The organism is Pseudoalteromonas sp. T1lg10 (assembly GCF_002964545.1).
In the GTDB taxonomy this organism is placed as follows: Bacteria; Pseudomonadota; Gammaproteobacteria; order Enterobacterales; family Alteromonadaceae; genus Pseudoalteromonas.
Window position 1 is genome coordinate 99,241 of record NZ_PQBV01000018.1, and the last position, 19,059, is coordinate 118,299.

General features: G+C 47.7%; 22 protein-coding genes. 19 read left to right on the forward strand and 3 right to left on the reverse strand.

Translation table 11 applies throughout. The features are described 5' to 3' along the window. Positions 1-80 precede the first annotated feature (80 nt). Positions 81-533, reverse strand: coding sequence for a YhcB family protein (locus C2M17_RS06650; protein ID WP_105200063.1), 453 nt, complete (start codon positions 531-533; stop codon positions 81-83). 100 nt (positions 534-633) lie between these two features. Here C2M17_RS06650 and zapE point away from each other — a divergent pair, with 100 nt between their 5' ends. The 11 genes from zapE (at position 634) to C2M17_RS06705 (ending at position 10,161) form a co-directional block, all read left to right on the forward strand. Continuing rightward, entirely contained in the window at positions 634-1,722 is a 1,089-nt protein-coding gene (gene zapE / locus C2M17_RS06655) for a cell division protein ZapE (protein ID WP_105200294.1), read from the forward strand. Positions 1,723-1,968: 246 nt separating this feature from the next. Then, positions 1,969-2,397 carry a 50S ribosomal protein L13 gene (rplM, locus tag C2M17_RS06660; protein ID WP_105187995.1) on the forward strand — a complete coding sequence of 143 codons (429 nt, stop codon included), beginning with the start codon at positions 1,969-1,971 and terminating at the stop codon, positions 2,395-2,397. 13 nt (positions 2,398-2,410) lie between these two features. After that, the gene (rpsI, locus tag C2M17_RS06665) at positions 2,411-2,800 is read left to right on the forward strand and encodes a 30S ribosomal protein S9 (protein ID WP_105200064.1); all 390 of its coding nucleotides are present in this window, start codon (positions 2,411-2,413) and stop codon (positions 2,798-2,800) included. A 476-nt stretch (positions 2,801-3,276) separates the two neighbouring features. Further along, on the forward strand, positions 3,277-3,873 hold the full coding sequence (gene petA / locus C2M17_RS06670; RefSeq protein WP_105200065.1) for a ubiquinol-cytochrome c reductase iron-sulfur subunit: 597 nt from the start codon (positions 3,277-3,279) through the stop codon (positions 3,871-3,873). After that, positions 3,873-5,138, forward strand: a complete 1,266-nt coding sequence (locus C2M17_RS06675; RefSeq protein WP_105200066.1) for a cytochrome b — start codon at positions 3,873-3,875, stop codon at positions 5,136-5,138. The genes petA and C2M17_RS06675 overlap by 1 nt, the downstream gene beginning before the upstream one ends. Continuing rightward, entirely contained in the window at positions 5,135-5,872 is a 738-nt protein-coding gene (locus tag C2M17_RS06680) for a cytochrome c1 (protein WP_105200067.1), read from the forward strand. Before C2M17_RS06675 ends, C2M17_RS06680 begins: the two co-directional genes overlap by 4 nt. A 141-nt stretch (positions 5,873-6,013) precedes the next feature. Continuing rightward, positions 6,014-6,640: a stringent starvation protein SspA gene (gene sspA / locus C2M17_RS06685; RefSeq protein WP_105200068.1), complete on the forward strand. Its 627-nt coding sequence runs from the start codon at positions 6,014-6,016 to the stop codon at positions 6,638-6,640. After that, positions 6,640-7,122 (forward strand): ClpXP protease specificity-enhancing factor, encoded by a 483-nt coding sequence (locus tag C2M17_RS06690; RefSeq protein WP_105200069.1) that lies wholly within the window; start codon positions 6,640-6,642, stop codon positions 7,120-7,122. Before sspA ends, C2M17_RS06690 begins: the two co-directional genes overlap by 1 nt. 220 nt (positions 7,123-7,342) lie before the next feature. Continuing rightward, positions 7,343-7,861, forward strand: a complete 519-nt coding sequence (gene aroK, locus C2M17_RS06695; protein ID WP_105187988.1) for a shikimate kinase AroK — start codon at positions 7,343-7,345, stop codon at positions 7,859-7,861. 21 nt (positions 7,862-7,882) lie between these two features. Beyond that, a complete protein-coding gene (aroB, locus tag C2M17_RS06700) occupies positions 7,883-8,953 on the forward strand; it encodes a 3-dehydroquinate synthase (RefSeq protein WP_105200070.1) in 1,071 nt (356 codons plus the stop codon). Positions 8,954-9,282: 329 nt separating this feature from the next. Next, positions 9,283-10,161 carry a Dam family site-specific DNA-(adenine-N6)-methyltransferase gene (locus tag C2M17_RS06705; protein WP_105200071.1) on the forward strand — a complete coding sequence of 293 codons (879 nt, stop codon included), beginning with the start codon at positions 9,283-9,285 and terminating at the stop codon, positions 10,159-10,161. Here the strand turns inward: C2M17_RS06705 and C2M17_RS06710 are convergent. Continuing rightward, positions 10,117-10,296, reverse strand: a complete 180-nt coding sequence (locus C2M17_RS06710) for a DUF2970 domain-containing protein (RefSeq protein WP_105200072.1) — start codon at positions 10,294-10,296, stop codon at positions 10,117-10,119. The genes C2M17_RS06705 and C2M17_RS06710 overlap by 45 nt on opposite strands. A gap of 12 nt (positions 10,297-10,308) precedes the next feature. Beyond that, positions 10,309-10,617 (reverse strand): hypothetical protein, encoded by a 309-nt coding sequence (locus tag C2M17_RS06715; protein WP_105200073.1) that lies wholly within the window; start codon positions 10,615-10,617, stop codon positions 10,309-10,311. Positions 10,618-10,874: 257 nt separating this feature from the next. Between C2M17_RS06715 and rpe the strand changes: the two genes are divergently transcribed. From rpe to C2M17_RS06755, 8 genes are all read left to right on the forward strand, one after another. Beyond that, positions 10,875-11,549: a ribulose-phosphate 3-epimerase gene (gene rpe, locus C2M17_RS06720; RefSeq protein ID WP_105200074.1), complete on the forward strand. Its 675-nt coding sequence runs from the start codon at positions 10,875-10,877 to the stop codon at positions 11,547-11,549. Then, on the forward strand, positions 11,546-12,208 hold the full coding sequence (locus C2M17_RS06725) for an HAD-IA family hydrolase (RefSeq protein ID WP_105200075.1): 663 nt from the start codon (positions 11,546-11,548) through the stop codon (positions 12,206-12,208). The genes rpe and C2M17_RS06725 overlap by 4 nt, the downstream gene beginning before the upstream one ends. A gap of 16 nt (positions 12,209-12,224) precedes the next feature. Next, positions 12,225-13,229: a tryptophan--tRNA ligase gene (gene trpS / locus C2M17_RS06730; protein ID WP_105200076.1), complete on the forward strand. Its 1,005-nt coding sequence runs from the start codon at positions 12,225-12,227 to the stop codon at positions 13,227-13,229. 69 nt (positions 13,230-13,298) lie between these two features. Continuing rightward, a complete protein-coding gene (locus C2M17_RS06735; protein ID WP_105200295.1) occupies positions 13,299-13,880 on the forward strand; it encodes an anthranilate synthase component II in 582 nt (193 codons plus the stop codon). 683 nt (positions 13,881-14,563) lie between these two features. Next, the gene (locus C2M17_RS06740; protein ID WP_105200077.1) at positions 14,564-15,763 is read left to right on the forward strand and encodes an aspartate aminotransferase family protein; all 1,200 of its coding nucleotides are present in this window, start codon (positions 14,564-14,566) and stop codon (positions 15,761-15,763) included. A 116-nt stretch (positions 15,764-15,879) separates the two neighbouring features. Further along, the gene (gene astA, locus C2M17_RS06745) at positions 15,880-16,899 is read left to right on the forward strand and encodes an arginine N-succinyltransferase (RefSeq protein ID WP_105200078.1); all 1,020 of its coding nucleotides are present in this window, start codon (positions 15,880-15,882) and stop codon (positions 16,897-16,899) included. Positions 16,900-16,911: 12 nt separating this feature from the next. Next, entirely contained in the window at positions 16,912-18,381 is a 1,470-nt protein-coding gene (astD, locus tag C2M17_RS06750) for a succinylglutamate-semialdehyde dehydrogenase (RefSeq protein WP_105200079.1), read from the forward strand. Between the two features lie 251 nt (positions 18,382-18,632). Further along, positions 18,633-19,040, forward strand: coding sequence for an OsmC family protein (locus C2M17_RS06755; protein ID WP_105200080.1), 408 nt, complete (start codon positions 18,633-18,635; stop codon positions 19,038-19,040). The last annotated feature ends 19 nt before the right edge of the window (positions 19,041-19,059 follow it).

Here is a 19,059-nt window from a genome sequence, read left to right on the forward strand (position 1 = left end):
CGGTACCTATAAAGCTATTTTCTATACTGACTATGGGGATGCTAAATTAGTTCCTCAAGGGTAGAACGACTGCTTATTTATCAAGCAGATTGTCTTTGTTCAACATCCTTCTTCTCGCCTCGAAACAGTCCGGATTCACCGGCGGCATAGTCGGCCGGCTGGCTGTCATGGACTATGTTGCTGGAGTGGCGCTCTGGGCGCTGACTTAATGATGCCTGCAGTTGTTCCGTGGTTTCTTTAGAGAAAAACGGCTGGCTCTCACCCAGGTCCTTTTTGCTCAGCAATAAATGGTCGCTTTGCTGCACATGATGAGCCAACTGCTCATAGTTGTCTTTTAATTTATTGATCAGTCTATTAGTGCTATCCAAGTGGTCAGCGACGTCCTGGCGATATTGTTCCAGCTCGTTTTGTGCTTTTTCAGCTTGTTGCTCTAATTCTTCCTGCTTAAAGCGTTTTTTTGTAAACAAGCCACCAACAAAGAAGCTGCCAATGGCAATAATGATTACAACTCCAATCCAAGTAATAGTGGACATAGATTTCCCCTTCTGAAAACTTTCTTAGCCAAATATACGCTTTGTTATGAGCCGTGTTAAGATAGCGCGAAAATTTACCTCTTTGTACGCCGTTACTATCATGACTCCTTGGCAAAAATACCAACAAGACTTACAGCGTGACGACTTTCTCTATGATGCCGCTCAGGAAAATGCCGTTAGGCACCTGCAAAGGCTATTCGATGATATGGTCGCGCAACCACCCAAGCCGGCCGGTTTATTCGCAAGACTCTTTTCTAAGGATAGCACGAAGACCATTAAAGGGCTTTATTTTTGGGGTGGTGTTGGTCGTGGTAAGACCTACCTGGTAGATACCTTTTATGAGGCTTTGCCAACGGAACGTAAAATGCGTGTGCACTTCCACCGTTTTATGCACCGGGTGCATCATGAATTAAAGCAATTACAAGAGGTTAAGAACCCTCTTTTGGTGGTGGCCGATAAGCTTAAAAGTGAAACGGATATCATCTGTTTTGATGAGTTTTTCGTCCAAGATATCACCGATGCCATGCTTTTGGGGGGCTTAATGGAGGCCTTGTTCGAGCGTGGCATCATCTTGGTGGCAACCTCGAATATAGTGCCAGATGAGTTATATAAGAATGGCCTGCAACGAGCGCGCTTTTTACCCGCCATTGAGTTGGTTAAGGCTAATACCGAGGTGGTGAATGTAGACTCAGGTGTCGATTATCGTTTGCGTACGCTCGAGCAGGCGGAGATCTTCCACAGTCCTCTAGATGAGCAGGCGGATAAAAACCTCTTTGCTTATTTTGAGCAGCTCTCTCCAGAGCCCGGGCGCGCCAATGAAGAGATTGAAATCGAAGGGCGAATGATAGGCACCCGTATGGTCAGCGACTGTATCGTGATGTTTGATTTTGAGCAGCTTTGCGAAAGTGCGCGCTCTCAGGTCGACTATATGGAAATCTCCCGTCTTTATAACACTGTTTTGTTGGCCAATGTTAAGCAGATGGGCCAGCATAATGATGATGCGGCGCGCCGTTTTATCGCTCTGGTCGATGAATTCTATGAACGTAATGTAACCTTGATCATCTCTGCCGAAGCGCCAATAGAGCAGCTTTACAGCAGTGGTCGGTTGAACTTTGAGTTTAAGCGTTGTGTTAGTCGTTTGCAGGAAATGCAGTCGCACGAATACCTAAAACGCCCTCATTTGGCCTGATCTTAGCGGTGCGTTTTGGTGCCGCCGCTTCGACCCCTTAAAGGCGCGCAAAAAAACAGCTAAGCAGTAGTAATTCCCTATTTGCTTTGCTATACTCCCGCGCCTACCACTTGCCGTTCTACCTCGGTTCGTTTAGCCACTACTGAGGGTTAAGTCTTAAACTCGAAGGGGTTGAAGCATATTTAATAGAGCAGCAGAAAAATTTCTGCTTGTGGTTTTATAATTGTAAACATTGGATTTTTATAAATGAAAACGTTTGTTGCTAAGCCAGAATCAGTAAAACGTGACTGGTACGTAGTTGACGCTGAAGGTAAAACTTTAGGTCGTATCGCTACTGAGATCGCTCGTCGCCTACGCGGTAAGCATAAAGCTGAGTACACTCCTCATGTTGACACTGGTGATTACATCATCGTTATCAACGCGGAAAAAGTAACCGTAACTGGTAACAAGACTCAGGACAAGATGTACTACGCGCACACTGGCTTCCCAGGTGGCCTTAAGTCTATCAACTTCGAGAAACTTCAAGCTAAAAAGCCTGAAATGATCATCGAAAAAGCTGTTAAAGGCATGCTTCCACGCGGTCCTCTTGGCCGTGCAATGTACCGTAAACTTAAAGTTTACGCAGGTACCGAGCATAACCACGCTGCACAACAGCCTCAGGTTCTAGACATTTAAGGAGCACTAACTCATGGCAAATCAATACTACGGTACAGGTCGTCGTAAAAGTTCAAGTGCTCGCGTTTTCCTACGCCCAGGCACTGGCAACATCGTAATCAATCAACGTTCTATCGAAGAATATTTCGGTCGTGAAACTGCTCGCATGGTTGTTCGTCAGCCTCTAGAGCTAGTTGAAATGACTGAAAAGTTTGACCTTTACATCACTGTTGAAGGTGGTGGTACTACTGGTCAAGCTGGTGCTATCCGTCACGGTATCACTCGTGCGCTTATGGAGTTCGATGAGTCACTTCGTCCTTCACTTCGTAAAGCTGGCTTTGTTACTCGCGACGCTCGTAAAGTTGAGCGTAAGAAAGTGGGTCTTAAGAAAGCACGTAAGAAAACACAGTTCTCGAAGCGTTAATTTATTACGTATCCAGAATTTCAAAACCCGGCTTTGCCTTTGGCAAACCGGGTTTTTTATTGCCTGTTTTCGACGCGGGGACGGCTTAGGTCTCTTTCGCCGAGAATATTTCATAATTTCCCCGATTTAATGCAAATCAAGCCGATAATTTTGAGAATTTTTTGCTACAATTGCCGGGCAAATAAACTAACGAAGTGATTTTAAACTACTTTGCTTGACTAGACCTTGATCTTTATCAGCGTCGGCGGCGAGTGTTTGCGATAACATAAACAGCACTGCTTGATAATCGAATACGCTTTTTGAACCCAGACTCAGTCGCTGAGAGGGTGCTTATTCGACTGTGAAACAGTGAATAACCTTGTTTTAATCAAGGCTTTTATTTATGATCGCTTCTATTTTGTAACTTCAAAAATTAACCTGCTGTAACTGATGTTCTCAATATAGCAAGTGTTGAGAATCATAGTGGAGATAAGTGGATGAGCAATGCGCCTGTAGACAACAGCCGACGCCGCTTTTTGACCATTGCTACCTCTGTTGTAGGTGGTGTGGGTGCGGTTGGAGCTGCTGTTCCTTTTATTGCGTCTTGGAACCCTAGTGAAAGAGCTAAATCTGCGGGTGCTCCCGTAGAAGTGGATATCTCTAAACTAGAGCCTGGACAATTAATCCGTGTTGAATGGCGAGGCAAACCTGTTTGGGTAATCTCGCGTACGCCGGAAATGCTAGAACAACTTAAAGCACACGAAGATCAACTCCGTGATCCTCAGTCTGATGAACCGCAACAGCCTGGGTTTGCCAAGAACGAATTCCGTTCAATCAAAGAAACTATCTTTGTGGCCGTGGGTATTTGTACTCACCTGGGTTGTTCTCCTAGCTTCCTACAAGGTGGCTTTGGTGAGAAAGTGGAAGGCACAGACGATGGTTTCTTCTGTCCATGTCATGGTTCTAAATTTGATATGGCCGGTCGAGTATTCCAGTCGGTTCCAGCTCCTCTAAACCTAGAGATCCCTCCTTATTACTTCATTGACGACACAACTATTTTAGTTGGTGCTGAGCAAGGCGAAGGGGTAGCATAATGTTTGGTAATATTATCAACTGGATTGATGAACGTATTCCTATGACTCGCGTCTGGAATATGCACATCGCACAATATCCCGCACCGAAAAACTTTAACTTCTGGTACTTCTTTGGCTCACTAGCCATGCTAGTACTAGTAAACCAGATCGTTACTGGTATCTGGCTAACCATGAACTTCGTTCCTTCAGCCGAAGGTGCGTTTGCTTCCGTTGAATACATCATGCGTGACGTAGAATACGGCTGGTTGCTGCGTTATCTCCACTCTACTGGCGCCTCGGCGTTCTTCGTAGTGGTTTATTTGCACATGTTCCGTGGCATGATCTACGGTTCATACCAGAAGCCGCGTGAACTGCTGTGGCTATTCGGTATGTTTATCTTCCTAGCGCTAATGGCTGAAGCCTTCATGGGTTATCTACTACCTTGGGGTCAGATGTCATTCTGGGGTGCTCAGGTAATTATTTCACTATTCGGTGCTATTCCGGTGATTGGTGATGACCTTACCCTGTGGATCCGTGGTGACTACGTAATCTCAGGTGCAACGCTTAACCGTTTCTTCGCCCTACACGTAATCGCACTGCCGCTGGTACTTGTTATCCTAGTGTTCTTGCACATTGTTGCTCTTCACGAAGTGGGTTCAAACAACCCAGATGGTGTTGAAATCAAGCGTAAGAAAGGCACGGTTGCCGAAGAAGACAAGCCAAAATTCAAGTTCCACGAATACTACACAAACAAGAAAGACATCGTTGATGCGATTCCTTTCCACCCTTACTACACAGTAAAAGATATTGTGGGTGTTGTGGGCTTCTTAATTCTATTCTGCTACGTGGTGTTCTTTGCGCCGGCTATGGGTGGTTTCTTCCTAGAAGCGCCAAACTTTGAAGCGGCAAACCCGCTGAAAACGCCTGAGCACATCTTCCCTGTTTGGTACTTCACGCCTTTCTATGCGATTTTGCGTGCGATTCCAGACAAGCTAATGGGTGTAATCGCCATGGGTGCGTCAATTGTAGTGCTAGCGCTGCTACCTTGGATTGACCGTGGTAAAGTTAAATCAATCCGCTACCGTTGTGGTTTCCACAAGCTGAACATTGCTCAGTTCGTTGTAACCTTCGTTATCCTTGGCTGGGTAGGTGCAACTCCACAAACTGACTTCAAAACGATTTTGTCGCAGATTTGTACAGTTACTTACTTTATGTTCTTCGTGCTACTGTTCTTCTACTCTAAGAACGAGAAGACTAAGCCATTGCCAGAGAGGTTGACTAAGTGATGAAAAAACTAGTAATCGGTTTATTCGCATTGCTGCCAACGCTATCAATGGCAGCGGGTCCTTCGATGCCTTTGCAAGAAGCAAACATCGACCTAACGGATCAAGCATCATTACAACGCGGTGCTAAGCTATTTATGAACTACTGCCTTGGTTGTCACCAAATGCAGTACCAGCGTTATGAGCGTACTTTCCGCGATATCGGTATTCCTACCGATATCGGCCAGGAAACGCTTATTTTCGATGGTTCGAAAGTAGGTAGCCACATCACCAATGCGATGGAAAAAGATGATGCTGCAAAATGGTTCGGTGCTGCGCCACCGGATTTAACACTGATTTCACGTGTTAAATCACCTGACTACATCTACACCTACTTAAAGTCGTTCTATAAAGATGAGTCGCGTCCATTTGGCGTAAACAACATTGTGTTCCCTTCTGTAGGTATGCCGCACGTTCTTCAAGAACTACAAGGCCTACCAAATCCTGTATTCGAGGAAGTAGAAGAGCACGGAAAAACAGTTAAGAAAGTGGTAGCGGTTGAAACCGACGGCCAGGGTGAAATGAGTGTTGACGAGTATGATCATGCTGCTCGCGACATTGCTAACTTCCTAGCCTATGTAGGTGAGCCTTCACGTTTAGATTCAGAGTCTTTAGGTATCAAGGTTATTGGTTTCCTATTTATCCTCTTTATCTTTGCTTTCTTACTGAAGAAAGAATACTGGCGTGATGTTCATTAATTAGAATAATCAACCAGTTAACTCAATAGGGGCGTATGCCCCTATTGCCGTTTAAAATCATTGCTGTGAATTTAGTCAGGCTAGGCACTGTGATGACGCAAAAAGTATGTTGTACTTTGTGATTTTTTAATGGAGGTAGGCATGGCCGTTGCTGCCAATAAACGCCCTGTAATGACGCTGTTTTCCGGCGCGAATTGTATGTACAGCCATCAAGTTCGTATTGTCTTGGCTGAGAAAGGCGTGAGCGTGGATATCCATTTGGCGGAGAAAGATAACCTGCCAGAAGCATTACACGAAATTAACCCGTACGGTACGGTTCCTACTTTGATCGATCGTGAGCTAGGTCTTTACCAAGCAAACATCATCATGGAATATTTGGATGAGCGCTTCCCGCACCCTCCATTAATGCCTGTGTACCCGGTAATGCGTGGTCGCAGCCGCTTGATGATGCACCGTATTGACACCGATTGGTATTCGCTTGCTGCGAAGATCCTAGCCGGTGGCAGCGATGCTGAGCAAGCACGCAAAGAGCTGACCGAAGCACTGCTTGCGGTAGCACCTATTTTCAATGAAGCACCATACTTTATGAGCGAAGAGTTCAGCCTAGTTGATTGCTACCTGGCGCCGCTATTATGGCGTTTACCTGAGCTTGGTATCGAGCTTGCGGGTGCTGGCAGCAAAGAGCTGAAAGAGTACATGATTCGCTTGTTTGAGCGTGAATCGTTCCAAGCGTCATTGACTGAAGCAGAACGTGAGATTCGTCTCTAATGACACCTAACAGACCTTATCTGTTACGTGCCTTTTACGACTGGATAGTCGACAACCAGTGCACACCGCACTTGGTTGTCGATGCCGAGTTTGCTCAGGTACAGGTACCGACTCAGTTTGTTCAAGACGGACAAATTGTGTTGAACATCAGCCCGAGCGCTGTAATGCAATTTTCAATGGATAACCGAGCATTGACCTTTAATGCTCGCTTTGGTGGTCAGCCCATGCAGGTTTATGTACCCATGGGAGCTGTATTGGCCATCTATGCCCGAGAAAATGGCGAAGGCACCGTATTTACTCAAGAAGAGTTATACGAAGAGCAGGATCGTTCTGAATCAGTACAATCAACTGCCGAGTCTGAGCCGCAACAACCGCAGGCCGGGTTCGAGGCAATTGACAATCCAAACCCACAAGCAAGCCGTGAGAACAGTCAGGACGACGGCAAAGGCAAAAAAGCTAATCACTTAAAAGTGATTAAGTAGCCTACTCAGATTCGGCTTAAGTAGAAATCCATCGTAAGCAGGGCTAAGTTCTAAAAGTGCGCTGGATTTCTCTAATCGACCCACCGCCCACTGTGATTATTTGCAGTATTATGCTTGAAAACAGGCATAAATTACTGAGATAATCTCCCCCTTGAATTTTGGGGCCAGTCGCGAGGCGGGGTTTTATTTCAAATTTTAGAGTTCGTTTGTACTAAAAGATATGGCTGAGAAACGTAATATATTTCTAGTAGGTCCCATGGGGGCCGGAAAGAGCACAATTGGTCGCCACATTGCAGACCAACTGCACCTTGAGTTTTATGACTCGGATAACGAAATCGAGCGCCGCACCGGTGCCGACATTGCTTGGGTATTTGATATCGAAGGCGAAGATGGTTTCCGTCGTCGTGAAGAAGCGGTGATCACAGATCTAACCGAGCTTCAGGGTATCGTGTTGGCAACAGGTGGTGGCTCAGTAGTCAGTAAAGAAGTACGCAACAAACTGTCTGCTCGCGGTATTGTGGTATACCTTGAGACCCCAATCGAAAAACAGGTTGCTCGCACCCAGCGTGATAAACGACGTCCGCTACTGCAAACAGAAGAAGCGCCGCAACATGTGTTGGAGCGTCTAGCCGAAGAGCGCAACCCGCTGTATCAAGAAATCGCCGACTTTGTTGTGCGTACCGATGAGCAGAGTGCGAAAGTTGTGGCTAACCAAATCATCGAGAAGCTTAACTTCTAAATATCCCAAGGAGAATTGCGCATGCTGGAACTCAATGTTGAACTCGGTGAGCGCAGTTATCCCATCTTTATTGGTAACGAGTTAATACAAGACGGTGCGCGCCTGCAGCAATATGTAGGCGAGCGACGCGCGGTAATCGTTACCAATGAAACCATAGCACCTCTCTACCTGGACACCCTTCTTGCCAGCTTGGCAGATAAGGATCTTCTTGTCTTCGTAATGCCCGACGGTGAGCAATACAAAACATTGGAATGGTTTGAGCGCCTCAATGCCTTTTTGTTAGAGCACAACTGTGGCCGCGATACCATTTTGCTGGCATTGGGTGGCGGGGTTATTGGTGACCTGACCGGTTTTGTTGCTGCCTGTTATCAGCGCGGCGTACCTTTTGTGCAGATCCCTACCACCTTGTTGTCGCAAGTGGATTCATCCGTAGGCGGTAAAACCGCGGTTAATCACCCCTTGGGCAAGAATATGATCGGTGCCTTTTATCAGCCTCAGGCTGTGTTTATCGATACCGCTGCGCTGGCCACCCTACCGGCCAAGGAATTTGCCGCCGGTATGGCCGAGGTGATTAAATACGGCTTGATCTACGACCTTGATTTGTTCGAGTTACTTGAGCGTAATGTTGAAGAGATCAAGGCCTTGGATGCTCAGCTATTGCCAAGGGTGATACAGCGTTGCTGTGCCATTAAGGCGGAGATAGTAGCGGCGGACGAAAAAGAAGCCGGGCTTAGGGCCTTGCTTAATTTAGGTCATACTTTTGGTCATGCTATCGAAGCTGAAATGGGCTACGGCGCCTGGCTTCACGGTGAAGCGGTCGCGGTCGGTATGGTGCTGGCAGCACAACTGGCACACAGCCGAGGCAAGCTAAGTAGTGCCGAGGTTGAGCGTATTATTGCCTTGCTCAAAGCCTATGATCTACCAGTGCAAATCCCAGATGAAATGACTCCTGCGCAGTTTCTTGCCCATATGCGCAAGGACAAAAAAAACAAAGCGGGACGCATTCGCTTTATTCTGCCTAGCCAATTTGGACGTTGTGAATTGGTTGATGATGTCAGCGACGCCGAGCTAGAAACCCTGCTCACACGCTAATACAATCGCTCCTCCTGGCTGTGGCCTATAATGGTCAGCACCAATAAGAAGGTGCAGTGCGCCTTATCATAGTGCCGTTAAAGGCCGGCATGTGCTTACCTGGGCTCAGGCCGTGTCTAAGAATGAACTAACCTCTTAGTTGGCGGCGATACGCATACTAATTGGCGAGGCCCAGCGCTAAGGTAAACAAATAGCGCAGATAAAAGGGGAGATAAACTCGCAACAGTCCCCTGAATTGCGGTAGAATTTGGCGTTGACCCCGGTATTTACATTTACCCTTGTGGTGCACCGGGAGTGAGATAATAATTAAAGATGAGCTAGTAGAATAGATGCAAAAGAAAACCCGTGCTTTCCTGAAATGGGCGGGCGGCAAATACAGTTTGGTCGAAGATATCGCCAAACGTTTAGATCAAGCTCAGGAGCTCACCGGCAGCTCTGCATCTACGCTCGTTGAACCCTTTGTTGGCGCCGGCTCGGTGTTTCTAAATACCAATTTTAAGCATTACGTGCTTAACGATATCAATGCGGATCTAATCAACCTCTATAAAGAATTAGCCCATGCGCCTGATGAGTTTATCAGTGATGCGCGTAAGCTGTTTTGCGAGCTTAATAATGACGCCGATGTCTATTATGGCTTGCGGGCTCGCTTTAACGAAAGTCGCGATGCCTACGAACGCGCCATCCTATTCCTCTATATGAATCGTCATGGTTACAATGGCTTGTGCCGTTATAATCTTAAAGGCATTTTTAATGTGCCTTTTGGAAAATATAAAAAGCCTTATTTCCCCGAAGCGGAAATGTATTTCTTTGCTGAAAAGGCACAGCAAGCCACCTTTACCTGTTTAAGCTATCGCGATGTCTTTGCTTCATTACCGCAAGATGCCGTGGTTTATTGCGATCCTCCCTATGTGCCGCTGAGTAAAACCGCATCCTTTACCAGCTACGCCAAAGGCGGTTTTAACCTGGACGACCAAGCGAACCTGGCCAACTTGGCCGAGCAGGCCGCGGGTGAGCAGCAAACTTCGGTACTGATCTCTAACCACGATACCTTATGGACCAGAAAGATCTATGAGCAGGCGGATATTGATGTGCTCAAGGTAAAGCGCACCATCAGCCCTAAGGGGAATGGTCGCAATAAGGTCAATGAATTGATGGCTATGTATTTATCCGGTCGCCAATACCAGTTGAACCAGGCCAAACACGGCTAGGACAAAAATAACAAACAGGGCAATGGCGAGGGCAATAATGATCTTGGGATTATGATTGCTGAAGTCTTGTTGACGTTTGGCATCGCTTTGTACACCAAAAAAGGCCGCGACCACAGTTTGAATTTGTGACCACATAAGAATTCCTGCCTAGTAGGAGGTATTAGAGAATTGTCGGGCGTTTTCCTTGTTGTCGTTACGGCTAAGCAATTCCAACAAGTCTAAATAATGAAATTGGGCACTGCGACTGTCGCCGGCAAACCAGGCAAACCAGGATTGTTCACCATCAGGATTAGCGCAGTTTTGAGTTTGTTCGCCGTACGCATTGGTATCACAAACGCATTGACTATAGGTTTCAGAGTTAAGAGATGAGCCAGATTGGATAGCAAAAGTGCCAACAATCATAGCAGTAGTTGCAACGCCTGCTAACAACGCATGTTTTTTCAGCACTAACAACATATCCCTCTCCGATCCTTAACTAGTCACTAGAGCTTACGCAAAGTTGTTTAAAAAAACAACTGAACTTTTAAAAATAATTAAACTTTTTACTTTAAAAACAAGGGTGTAATGTTTAATTTATGTTAACGGTTGGGCTTTAACGTTTTGTTTCTAAATAATTCGTCGGGATCGATGAAAAACCTCGCAAAAATAAACATACGCTAACAACTATGCGTATTTTTCGTTAAAGTATAGGCCCCGTTCAAAGGAGCAGTATTATGAAAGACTACCTGATCGCGCCCTCGATCCTTTCCGCCGACTTTGCCCGTCTTGGTGAAGACGTAGAGCGAGTTATTTCCGCCGGCGCCGATGTGGTGCATTTTGATGTGATGGATAATCACTATGTGCCGAACCTGACGTTTGGTCCCATGGTGTGTAAGGCGCTTAGAGATTATGGCATCACGGCACCTATTGATGTGCACCTGATGGTGAAGCCGGTCGACAGCCTGATCCCTGAATTTGCCAAGGCTGGTGCCAGCATTATTACCTTCCACCCCGAGGCCAGCGAGCATGTGGATCGTACCCTGGCTCTGATCAAGGAGCATGGTTGTCAGGCAGGTCTGGTATTTAACCCGGCGACACCGCTGCATATTATTGAGCATGTTATTGATAAGCTGGATGTTATCTTATTAATGTCAGTTAACCCTGGGTTTGGCGGTCAGAGCTTTATTCCTCATACCTTGGAAAAGCTTAAGCAGGTACGTGCCATCATAGATGCCAGTGGTCGTGATATTCGACTTGAGGTCGACGGTGGTGTAAAGGTGGATAATATTGCCGAAGTGGCGGCCGCCGGTGCCGATATGTTTGTAGCCGGTTCGGCTATTTTTAGCCAACCCGACTATCAGGTAGTCATCGAGCAGATGCGCAGCGAACTCGCCAAGGTTGCTCAGTGAAATACCAGGCGCTGATATTTGATCTTGATGGCACCCTGGTCGACAGCGTGCCGGATATGTACATAGCGGTGAACCTGATGCTTACCGATCTGGCTCGACCGGTAATCTCTCACGCCATGGTCAGCCAGTTTGTCGGTAATGGCATAGAGCAGCTAGTGGTGCGTGCGCTCAGTGGTGATATGGAGCCCAATCCGTTGCTAACGGAGCAGGAGATTAGCCGTGCCAACGAGCTGTTCTGCCACCATTATCTTGCGGTGTTGGGCCAGTATTCGCAGCTTTACCCCCATGTTGAAACTGTATTGGCGGCCTTTGCGGCTACGCCCAAGGCTTTGGTCACCAACAAGGCCCGATGTTTTACCGAGGCTTTATTGCAACAGCTGGGTATTGCCAGTCATTTTCAGGTGATTGTGTGTGGCGATGATGGTAAGAAAAAACCTTCGCCCGAGCCCTTGTTAAAGGCTTGCCAGCAGCTTGGTGTCGAACCGGCTCAAGCCTTGATGATCGGCGACTCGAAATCGGATCTGCTGGCGGCACAAGCAGCGGCCATGGATGCCCTGGCTTTGAGCGGCGGTTATCACCAGGGTGAAGACCTGCGCCAGTACAATCCAGAGTACCTCTGTGACCAATTCTTAGATATAATCACCGCCATTAATCGATAAGCAATAAAGGAACATCATGAGTAAACCAGTAGTGTTAAGCGGCATTCAGCCAACAGGTGGTATGACAATCGGCAATTATGTTGGCGCCATTAACCAGTGGCTTAGCTTGCAAGAGCATCATGAAAGTTACTTTATGCTGGTTGACCTGCATGCCATCACCATCCGCCAAGAGCCGGAAGTATTACGCTCGCGTGTGCTTGATGGTGTGGCCCTTTATGCGGCTTGTGGTATCGACCCGGAAAAAGCAGCGTTATTCGTGCAATCTCAGGTGCCTGAGCATGCGCAGCTGGCCTGGGTGTTGAACTGCTACGCGCAAATGGGCGAACTTAACCGCATGACACAGTTCAAGGATAAGTCGGCCAAGCACGCCAACAATGTCAATGTTGGTCTATTTGCCTATCCTGTGTTACAGGCGGCCGATATCCTCCTGTATCAGGCGGATCAGGTGCCGGTAGGTGAAGACCAAAAGCAACACCTGGAGCTGACCCGGGATATCGCCACGCGCTTTAACAACCTTTATGGTGAAGTATTTAAGCTGCCAGAGCCTTATATTCCTGAGTTTGGTGCCCGTGTAATGAGCTTGCAGGATCCATTGAAGAAGATGTCCAAGTCGGATGAAAATCCAAATGGTTACATCATGCTTCTGGACGAGCCGAAGAAGATCGAGAAAAAGCTGAAAAAAGCGGTGACCGACTCTGACGAGCAGGCACGTATTTACTTTGATCGTCAGGAAAAGCCGGGCGTATCAAACTTGTTGACCTTACTGTCGGTAGCAACCAAGCGTTCTATCGATGATCTAGTGCCTGAGTACGAAGACAAGATGTATGGTCACCTGAAGAAGGACACCGCCGATGCCGTGGTAGCCATGATTGAGCCTATTCAACAGCGCTTTAAAGAGATCCGTGCGGATCAGGCGTTGCTGGATCAGATCATGCGCAGCGGCGCCGAGAAAGCCAGAGCGAAGGCAGCGCCGACATTAAAAGCAGTGTACGACGCACTTGGCTTTATTCCGCGTCCTTAAGCGTTAGGGCAGAAATAGACTAATCCAAAGCCAAGCGTGTAAATGCTTGGCTTTTTAGTGGAAGATTCCATGTTATTAATGATCGACAACTACGACTCATTTACCTTTAACTTGGTGCAGTATTTCCAGCGTCTTGACCAGGAAGTCTTGGTTAAGCGCAACGATGAATTGACCCTGGCCGATATTCAAGCGCTTAAACCCGAGCATATAGTGCTGTCGCCCGGACCATGCAGTCCCAATGAGGCGGGTATTTCCCTTGATCTGGTGCGCCGTTTTCAGGGCAGTATTCCTATTCTTGGTGTTTGCCTGGGACATCAAACCATAGCCCAGGCCTTAGGCGCTCAAGTGGTGCGTGCCAGAGAGGTTATGCATGGTAAAACTTCTGTGATACGTACTACACAGCAGGGCGTTTTTGCCGGATTAGACGAGCGCATTGAGGTGTGTCGTTATCATTCCTTGGTGGTGGCCCCGGAAACCTTACCAGCCGAGCTGAAAATTACCGCTTGGACCGAGAATGAGCAGGGGGAGATGGATGAAATCATGGGCTTATTGCATACCGATAAGGCCTTAGAAGGGATTCAGTTTCACCCGGAAGCCATTCTTACCCAGCACGGGTTGGACATGCTAAAGCACTTTATCGAGCGAAATTAACGCACAGAATATAGCAACTCAGCAGGCGCACTTGCTTCAAGTCTAAAGGCGTAGATTATTAGCGCTAATGTGAGTACTAACTTACATCTCTTTATTAAAGAAGACATTGAAGCTTAAGCCTGTGCTTTATTACTTCGCTTAGGTAAGCCGTCATAGTTCAGCGGCGTGGCCAAGATTTTGGTGCAGGCCAATGGCTCTTGCCAGAACCATTGGTTGTAGCAGATGAACGGCGGTTATGCTGTGGCTATCTTGATGTGCAAAATCCTCAACTTACCCCTTGATATGGTATCGATTTAGGTACTTTCACCCAGCAAACTGATGCAAAATAAGCCGTTGCTGAAAATATTTTGTAAATTTTTTACGTATATTCATTCAAATACTGTTCAGTATGTGCTTTGACGGCGGCAACTCATGCCATATGGCTTCTTTATTAATGGCGCTAAAATAGTTATTCACTCAAGGTGAAAATCTACCCTCAATGCCTGTGTTTACGGGGTCTGCATGAAAGCTTTGCATGAGACTTTACGGGTTTTTTCTGAAATAATGATGTTATTCATGTAGTGCTTTGTCCGTCGCCTTAATGGCGGATTTCATAGCCTTGTTAAGAGTGTTGCACTAGCTTTAAGGTCCCCAGACCTGTACTTGGTACCCACTTTTAACGCCAGACTCAATGAGGAAAGAAAATGACAGTTAATCGCGCTTTATTTGATGAAGTAATGGTTCCTAACTACAACCCATCGGATGTGATCCCGGTACGCGGCGAAGGTGCTCGTGTATGGGACCAGCAAGGCCGTGAGTTTATCGACTTTGCCGGTGGTATTGCGGTTAACTGTTTGGGTCATTGTCATCCAGCGCTAGTTACGGCATTAAAAGAGCAGGGCGAGAAACTTTGGCACCTGTCGAATATCTGGACCAATGAGCCGGCACTGCGCCTGGCGAAGAAAATGACCGACGCGACCTTTGCCGAGCAGGTTTATTTTGCCAACTCGGGTGCGGAAGCTAACGAAGCGGCACTAAAGCTTGCTCGTCGCTGGGCCCTAGATAACTTCGGTGCACAAAAATCAAAAATCATTGCCTTTAACCAAGGCTTCCACGGTCGTACCTTCTTTACCGTAACCGTGGGTGGCCAGGCTGCTTATTCAGACGGTTTCGGTCCTAAGCCGGGTGATATTGTGCATTGTGATTACAACGACCTGGAAGCATTCAAGTCATTGATCGATGACAACACGTGTGCGGTTATGATGGAGCCACTGCAAGGTGAAGGCGGCATCATTGCTCCTGAAGCTGATTTCGTTAAGGGCGTACGTGAGCTGTGCGATAAGCACAATGCACTGCTTATTTTCGATGAAGTACAAACAGGTGTTGGCCGTACCGGTGAGCTTTATGCTTATCAGGGTCTGGGTGTAACTCCAGATATCATGAGCTCGGCTAAAGCCTTGGGCGGCGGTTTCCCTATCGGTGCCATGCTGACCACTAAAGAGATTGCCAAGCACCTTAAGCCGGGTACGCACGGTTCAACCTACGGCGGTAACCCGCTTGCGTGTGCGGTAGCCGAAGCGGCTTTCGACACTATCAATGACCCTGCGGTATTGGCAGGCGTAAAAGAAAAAGAAGCGCTATTTAAGCAACTTCTAAATGATATCAATGCTAAGTACGATGTTTTCAGTGATGTGCGTGGTAAAGGCTTGCTTATCGGTGCAGTAGTGAACGATAAGTTCAAGGGTCGTGCCCGTGAATTCCTGGTTGCCAGCATGGAACAAGGTTTGATGTCGCTTGTGGCCGGTGCCGATGTGGTACGTTTTACACCGTCATTGGTGATCAGCGAAGAAGAGATTCGTGAAGGCATGGCACGCTTTGAAAAAGCGGTTGCCAGCCTAGTTTAAGCACTTCACCGCGGCGTTCTGTCTAACTACTAGAACGCCGGTCAATTTGAAGTTTGGCGCTGCATGGCGCGGCGCCAGGCTTGTTATGGTTTAACCTTTAGGGAGTAAGCGGATCTATGATGGTTCTTCGCCCAATCCGACAACAAGATTATCAAGAGCTGCTCGTTATCGCCGAGGAGTCGGGGCATGGTTTTACCTCGCTGCCACTGAATGAAGAGTTGTTGCAGAATAAGATCACCCGTTCTATTGAATCCTTCGCCAAGCCGACAGCAAAAGCCGGTGATGAAGGCTACTTGTTTGTTCTTGAAGATAGCGAAACCGGTGAAATCGCCGGTACCTGTGGCATTGAAGCTGCGGTGGGTTTAGATGATGCATTTTATCACTACCACCTTTCCAAAGTGATCCACTCGTCTCGCACCTTAGGTGTGTACAAGGCGGTTGATATTCTAACCCTGTGTAACGATTACACCGGCGCCACCGAACTTTGTACGCTGTTCCTGAAGGAAAAATATCGGCAAAAATTTAATGGCAAGTTACTGTCTAAATCGCGTTTCTTGTTTATTAACCAGCACCGTGAGCGTTTTGCTGACACAGTGATCGCCGAAATGCGTGGTGTATCCGACGAGCAGGGCAGCAGTCCGTTTTGGCAGTGGCTTGAAGAGCACTTTTTCAGCATGGACTTCCCCACCGCGGATTACCTGACTGGCATAGGCCAGAAGGTGTTTATCGCCGAATTGATGCCGAAATACCCGATTTACGTCAACTTGTTGAGCAAAGAAGCGCAGCAGGTTGTGGGTCAGGTGCATACCAATACGCGTCCCGCCATTGAATTGCTCAAAAGCGAAGGCTTCACCTTTAACGGCTATGTCGATATTTTCGATGCCGGTCCTACGGTGGAAGCCAAGGTCGACAATATCCGCACTGTTATCAACAGTGGCCTGCGCACCGTAGTGATAGGTGAGAGTCAGGGCGACAACGCAGTGATGGTGGCCAATCAGAATATTGAAGATTACCGTGCCCTGGTGGTTGAGGTAGATCTAGATGGTGGCGATGACGCCGAAATTATTTTAACGCAAAGCACCGCCGATGCGCTCAAAGTACAGAGCGGCGACCAGGTGTGCGTGGCAGCATTATAAGGAGTCATATTTATGTCTCATCCAGCACAATTTATTAATGGTCAATGGCTTGCAGGCCAAGGCCATGCAGTTAGCTCGGTAAACCCGGCTAACAACGAACAGCTTTGGCAGGCCAACAGTGCCACCGCCGAGCAAGTAAATGACGCCGTTGTAGCGGCGCGTACTGCTTTTATCCCTTGGTCGGATAAAACCTTTGCCGAGCGTCTGGCTGTAGTTCAGGCCTTCGCCGAGCAGCTTAAGGCGAACAGCGAAGAAATGGCGGTAATTATCGCCCAGGAAACCGGTAAACCTTTATGGGAAACACGCACTGAAGCCGCCGCCATGGTGGGCAAGGTAGCGATTTCTGAAAAAGCGTATCAAGAGCGTACCGGCACGGTAGAAAATGCCATGCCAGTAGGTAAAGCGGTTATTCGTCACCGCGCCCACGGTGTAGTAGCTGTGTTTGGCCCTTATAACTTCCCAGGCCACCTGCCTAACGGTCATATAGTGCCAGCGCTTTTAGCGGGTAATACCGTGGTGTTTAAGCCTTCTGAGCTGACTCCGGCAGTAGCCGAGTTTACTTTGAAACTATGGCAACAAGCGGGTCTGCCTAATGGTGTGCTTAACCTGGTTCAGGGTGAAGTTGAAACCGGTAAGGCTTTGGCCTCACACCCGGGTATCGACGGTCTATTCTTTACCGGTTCATCACGCACGGGTCATATCCTGCATGAGCAGTTTGCCGGTCAGCCGGGTAAAATTCTGGCTTTGGAAATGGGTGGTAACAACCCGCTTATCGTTAAAGATGTTAGCGATATCAAGGCGGCGGTACACGATATTATCCAGTCGGCCTTTATTTCCAGCGGCCAGCGTTGTACTTGTGCGCGTAAGCTGTTCTTGCCTGAAGGCGAGTTGGGTGATGCTATTTTGGCGCAACTGCTAACGGCCACTAAAAACATCAAGGTTGGCGACTATGATGCCGCTGAGCAGCCGTTTATGGGTTCTATGATCTCCGAAGCAGCAGCCAAGGGCATGGTTGCGGCGCAGCAACAGCTTGTTGAGCTAGGTGCTCAGCCGTTGCTGGAGCTTACTCATACCGCAGGCACAGGTTTTGTTACTCCGGGTATTATTGAATGTACCTCGGTACAAAACTTCCCGGATGATGAGCACTTTGGCCCACTGCTTAAGGTATTCCGTTACAGCGACTTTGATCGTGCTATCGAGCAAGCCAATGAAACCGCTTATGGTCTGTCTGCCGGCCTACTGGGTGACAACGAAGCGGACTATGAATACTTCCTGCGTCGTATTCGTGCCGGTATCGTCAACTGGAACCGTCCTATCACAGGTGCATCAAGTGCAGCGCCATTTGGTGGTATTGGTGCCTCGGGTAACCACAGAGCCAGTGCCTACTATGCCGCGGACTATTGCGCATACCCGGTAGCCTCGGTAGAGCTGGAGCAGTTGACTCTGCCGGACACGCTTAGCCCAGGCTTAAGCCTGGACTGATCAGCTCTTGTGGATAAAAAAGCAGCTTAGGCTGCTTTTTGTCTTTAGGTGACTCGGGAGCTGCGCGTTTTTATCGATGAAGTTGCCAGTTTGGTAAAAAAAACTATTCGATAACGCCATGGCATCAGTGGCTCAATAACCGCTCGTCCCGCGCATGAGCGCAATTATCGCAGCGGGGATAAATGCAGGTTTGCATCATCGGCGTGCTGCTTTACAATCGCTGAGATTTTAATTTAAACAACGAGGTTTACATGCAAGCAAACGTAAAGTGGGTTGAGGGCGACACCTTCATCGGTACTTCACATTCTGGCCATAACGTGGTGTTTGATACTGGCAGTGATCCTAAGGCGCCGTCGCCGATGGAAATGGTGTTAATGTCGGCGGGTGCATGTTCATCGGTGGACGTGGTTAGCATTCTAAAAAAGGCGCGCCAGCAGGTAAGTGGTGTGCAGGTGCAGCTAAGCGGTGAGCGTGCCGAGACAACACCTCGCGTGTTTACAAAGATTAATTTGCACTTTATCGTTACCGGTACCGAGGTGAGCGAGAAGCATGTTGAGCGTGCCGTAGCCCTGTCTGCGGATAAATATTGCTCGGTGGCGATTATGCTGGAAAAGTCGGTGCAAATAACCCATAGTTTTGAAGTACAAGAAATCGTTTAAAAAGTACTTTTTAAGGGAG

Excerpts from the sequence above, each read along its gene's own strand:
- C2M17_RS06650 (WP_105200063.1), bottom strand. The coding sequence starts at position 533 with ATGTCCACTATTACTTGGATTGGAGTTGTAATCATTATTGCCATTGGC.
- zapE (WP_105200294.1), top strand. The coding sequence starts at position 634 with ATGACTCCTTGGCAAAAATACCAACAAGACTTACAGCGTGACGACTTT.
- rplM (WP_105187995.1), top strand. The coding sequence starts at position 1,969 with ATGAAAACGTTTGTTGCTAAGCCAGAATCAGTAAAACGTGACTGGTAC.
- rpsI (WP_105200064.1), top strand. The coding sequence starts at position 2,411 with ATGGCAAATCAATACTACGGTACAGGTCGTCGTAAAAGTTCAAGTGCT.
- petA (WP_105200065.1), top strand. The coding sequence starts at position 3,277 with ATGAGCAATGCGCCTGTAGACAACAGCCGACGCCGCTTTTTGACCATT.
- C2M17_RS06675 (WP_105200066.1), top strand. The coding sequence starts at position 3,873 with ATGTTTGGTAATATTATCAACTGGATTGATGAACGTATTCCTATGACT.
- sspA (WP_105200068.1), top strand. The coding sequence starts at position 6,014 with ATGGCCGTTGCTGCCAATAAACGCCCTGTAATGACGCTGTTTTCCGGC.
- C2M17_RS06690 (WP_105200069.1), top strand. The coding sequence starts at position 6,640 with ATGACACCTAACAGACCTTATCTGTTACGTGCCTTTTACGACTGGATA.
- aroK (WP_105187988.1), top strand. The coding sequence starts at position 7,343 with ATGGCTGAGAAACGTAATATATTTCTAGTAGGTCCCATGGGGGCCGGA.
- aroB (WP_105200070.1), top strand. The coding sequence starts at position 7,883 with ATGCTGGAACTCAATGTTGAACTCGGTGAGCGCAGTTATCCCATCTTT.
- C2M17_RS06705 (WP_105200071.1), top strand. The coding sequence starts at position 9,283 with ATGCAAAAGAAAACCCGTGCTTTCCTGAAATGGGCGGGCGGCAAATAC.
- C2M17_RS06710 (WP_105200072.1), bottom strand. The coding sequence starts at position 10,296 with ATGTGGTCACAAATTCAAACTGTGGTCGCGGCCTTTTTTGGTGTACAA.
- C2M17_RS06715 (WP_105200073.1), bottom strand. The coding sequence starts at position 10,617 with ATGTTGTTAGTGCTGAAAAAACATGCGTTGTTAGCAGGCGTTGCAACT.
- rpe (WP_105200074.1), top strand. The coding sequence starts at position 10,875 with ATGAAAGACTACCTGATCGCGCCCTCGATCCTTTCCGCCGACTTTGCC.
- trpS (WP_105200076.1), top strand. The coding sequence starts at position 12,225 with ATGAGTAAACCAGTAGTGTTAAGCGGCATTCAGCCAACAGGTGGTATG.
- C2M17_RS06735 (WP_105200295.1), top strand. The coding sequence starts at position 13,299 with ATGTTATTAATGATCGACAACTACGACTCATTTACCTTTAACTTGGTG.
- C2M17_RS06740 (WP_105200077.1), top strand. The coding sequence starts at position 14,564 with ATGACAGTTAATCGCGCTTTATTTGATGAAGTAATGGTTCCTAACTAC.
- astA (WP_105200078.1), top strand. The coding sequence starts at position 15,880 with ATGATGGTTCTTCGCCCAATCCGACAACAAGATTATCAAGAGCTGCTC.
- astD (WP_105200079.1), top strand. The coding sequence starts at position 16,912 with ATGTCTCATCCAGCACAATTTATTAATGGTCAATGGCTTGCAGGCCAA.
- C2M17_RS06755 (WP_105200080.1), top strand. The coding sequence starts at position 18,633 with ATGCAAGCAAACGTAAAGTGGGTTGAGGGCGACACCTTCATCGGTACT.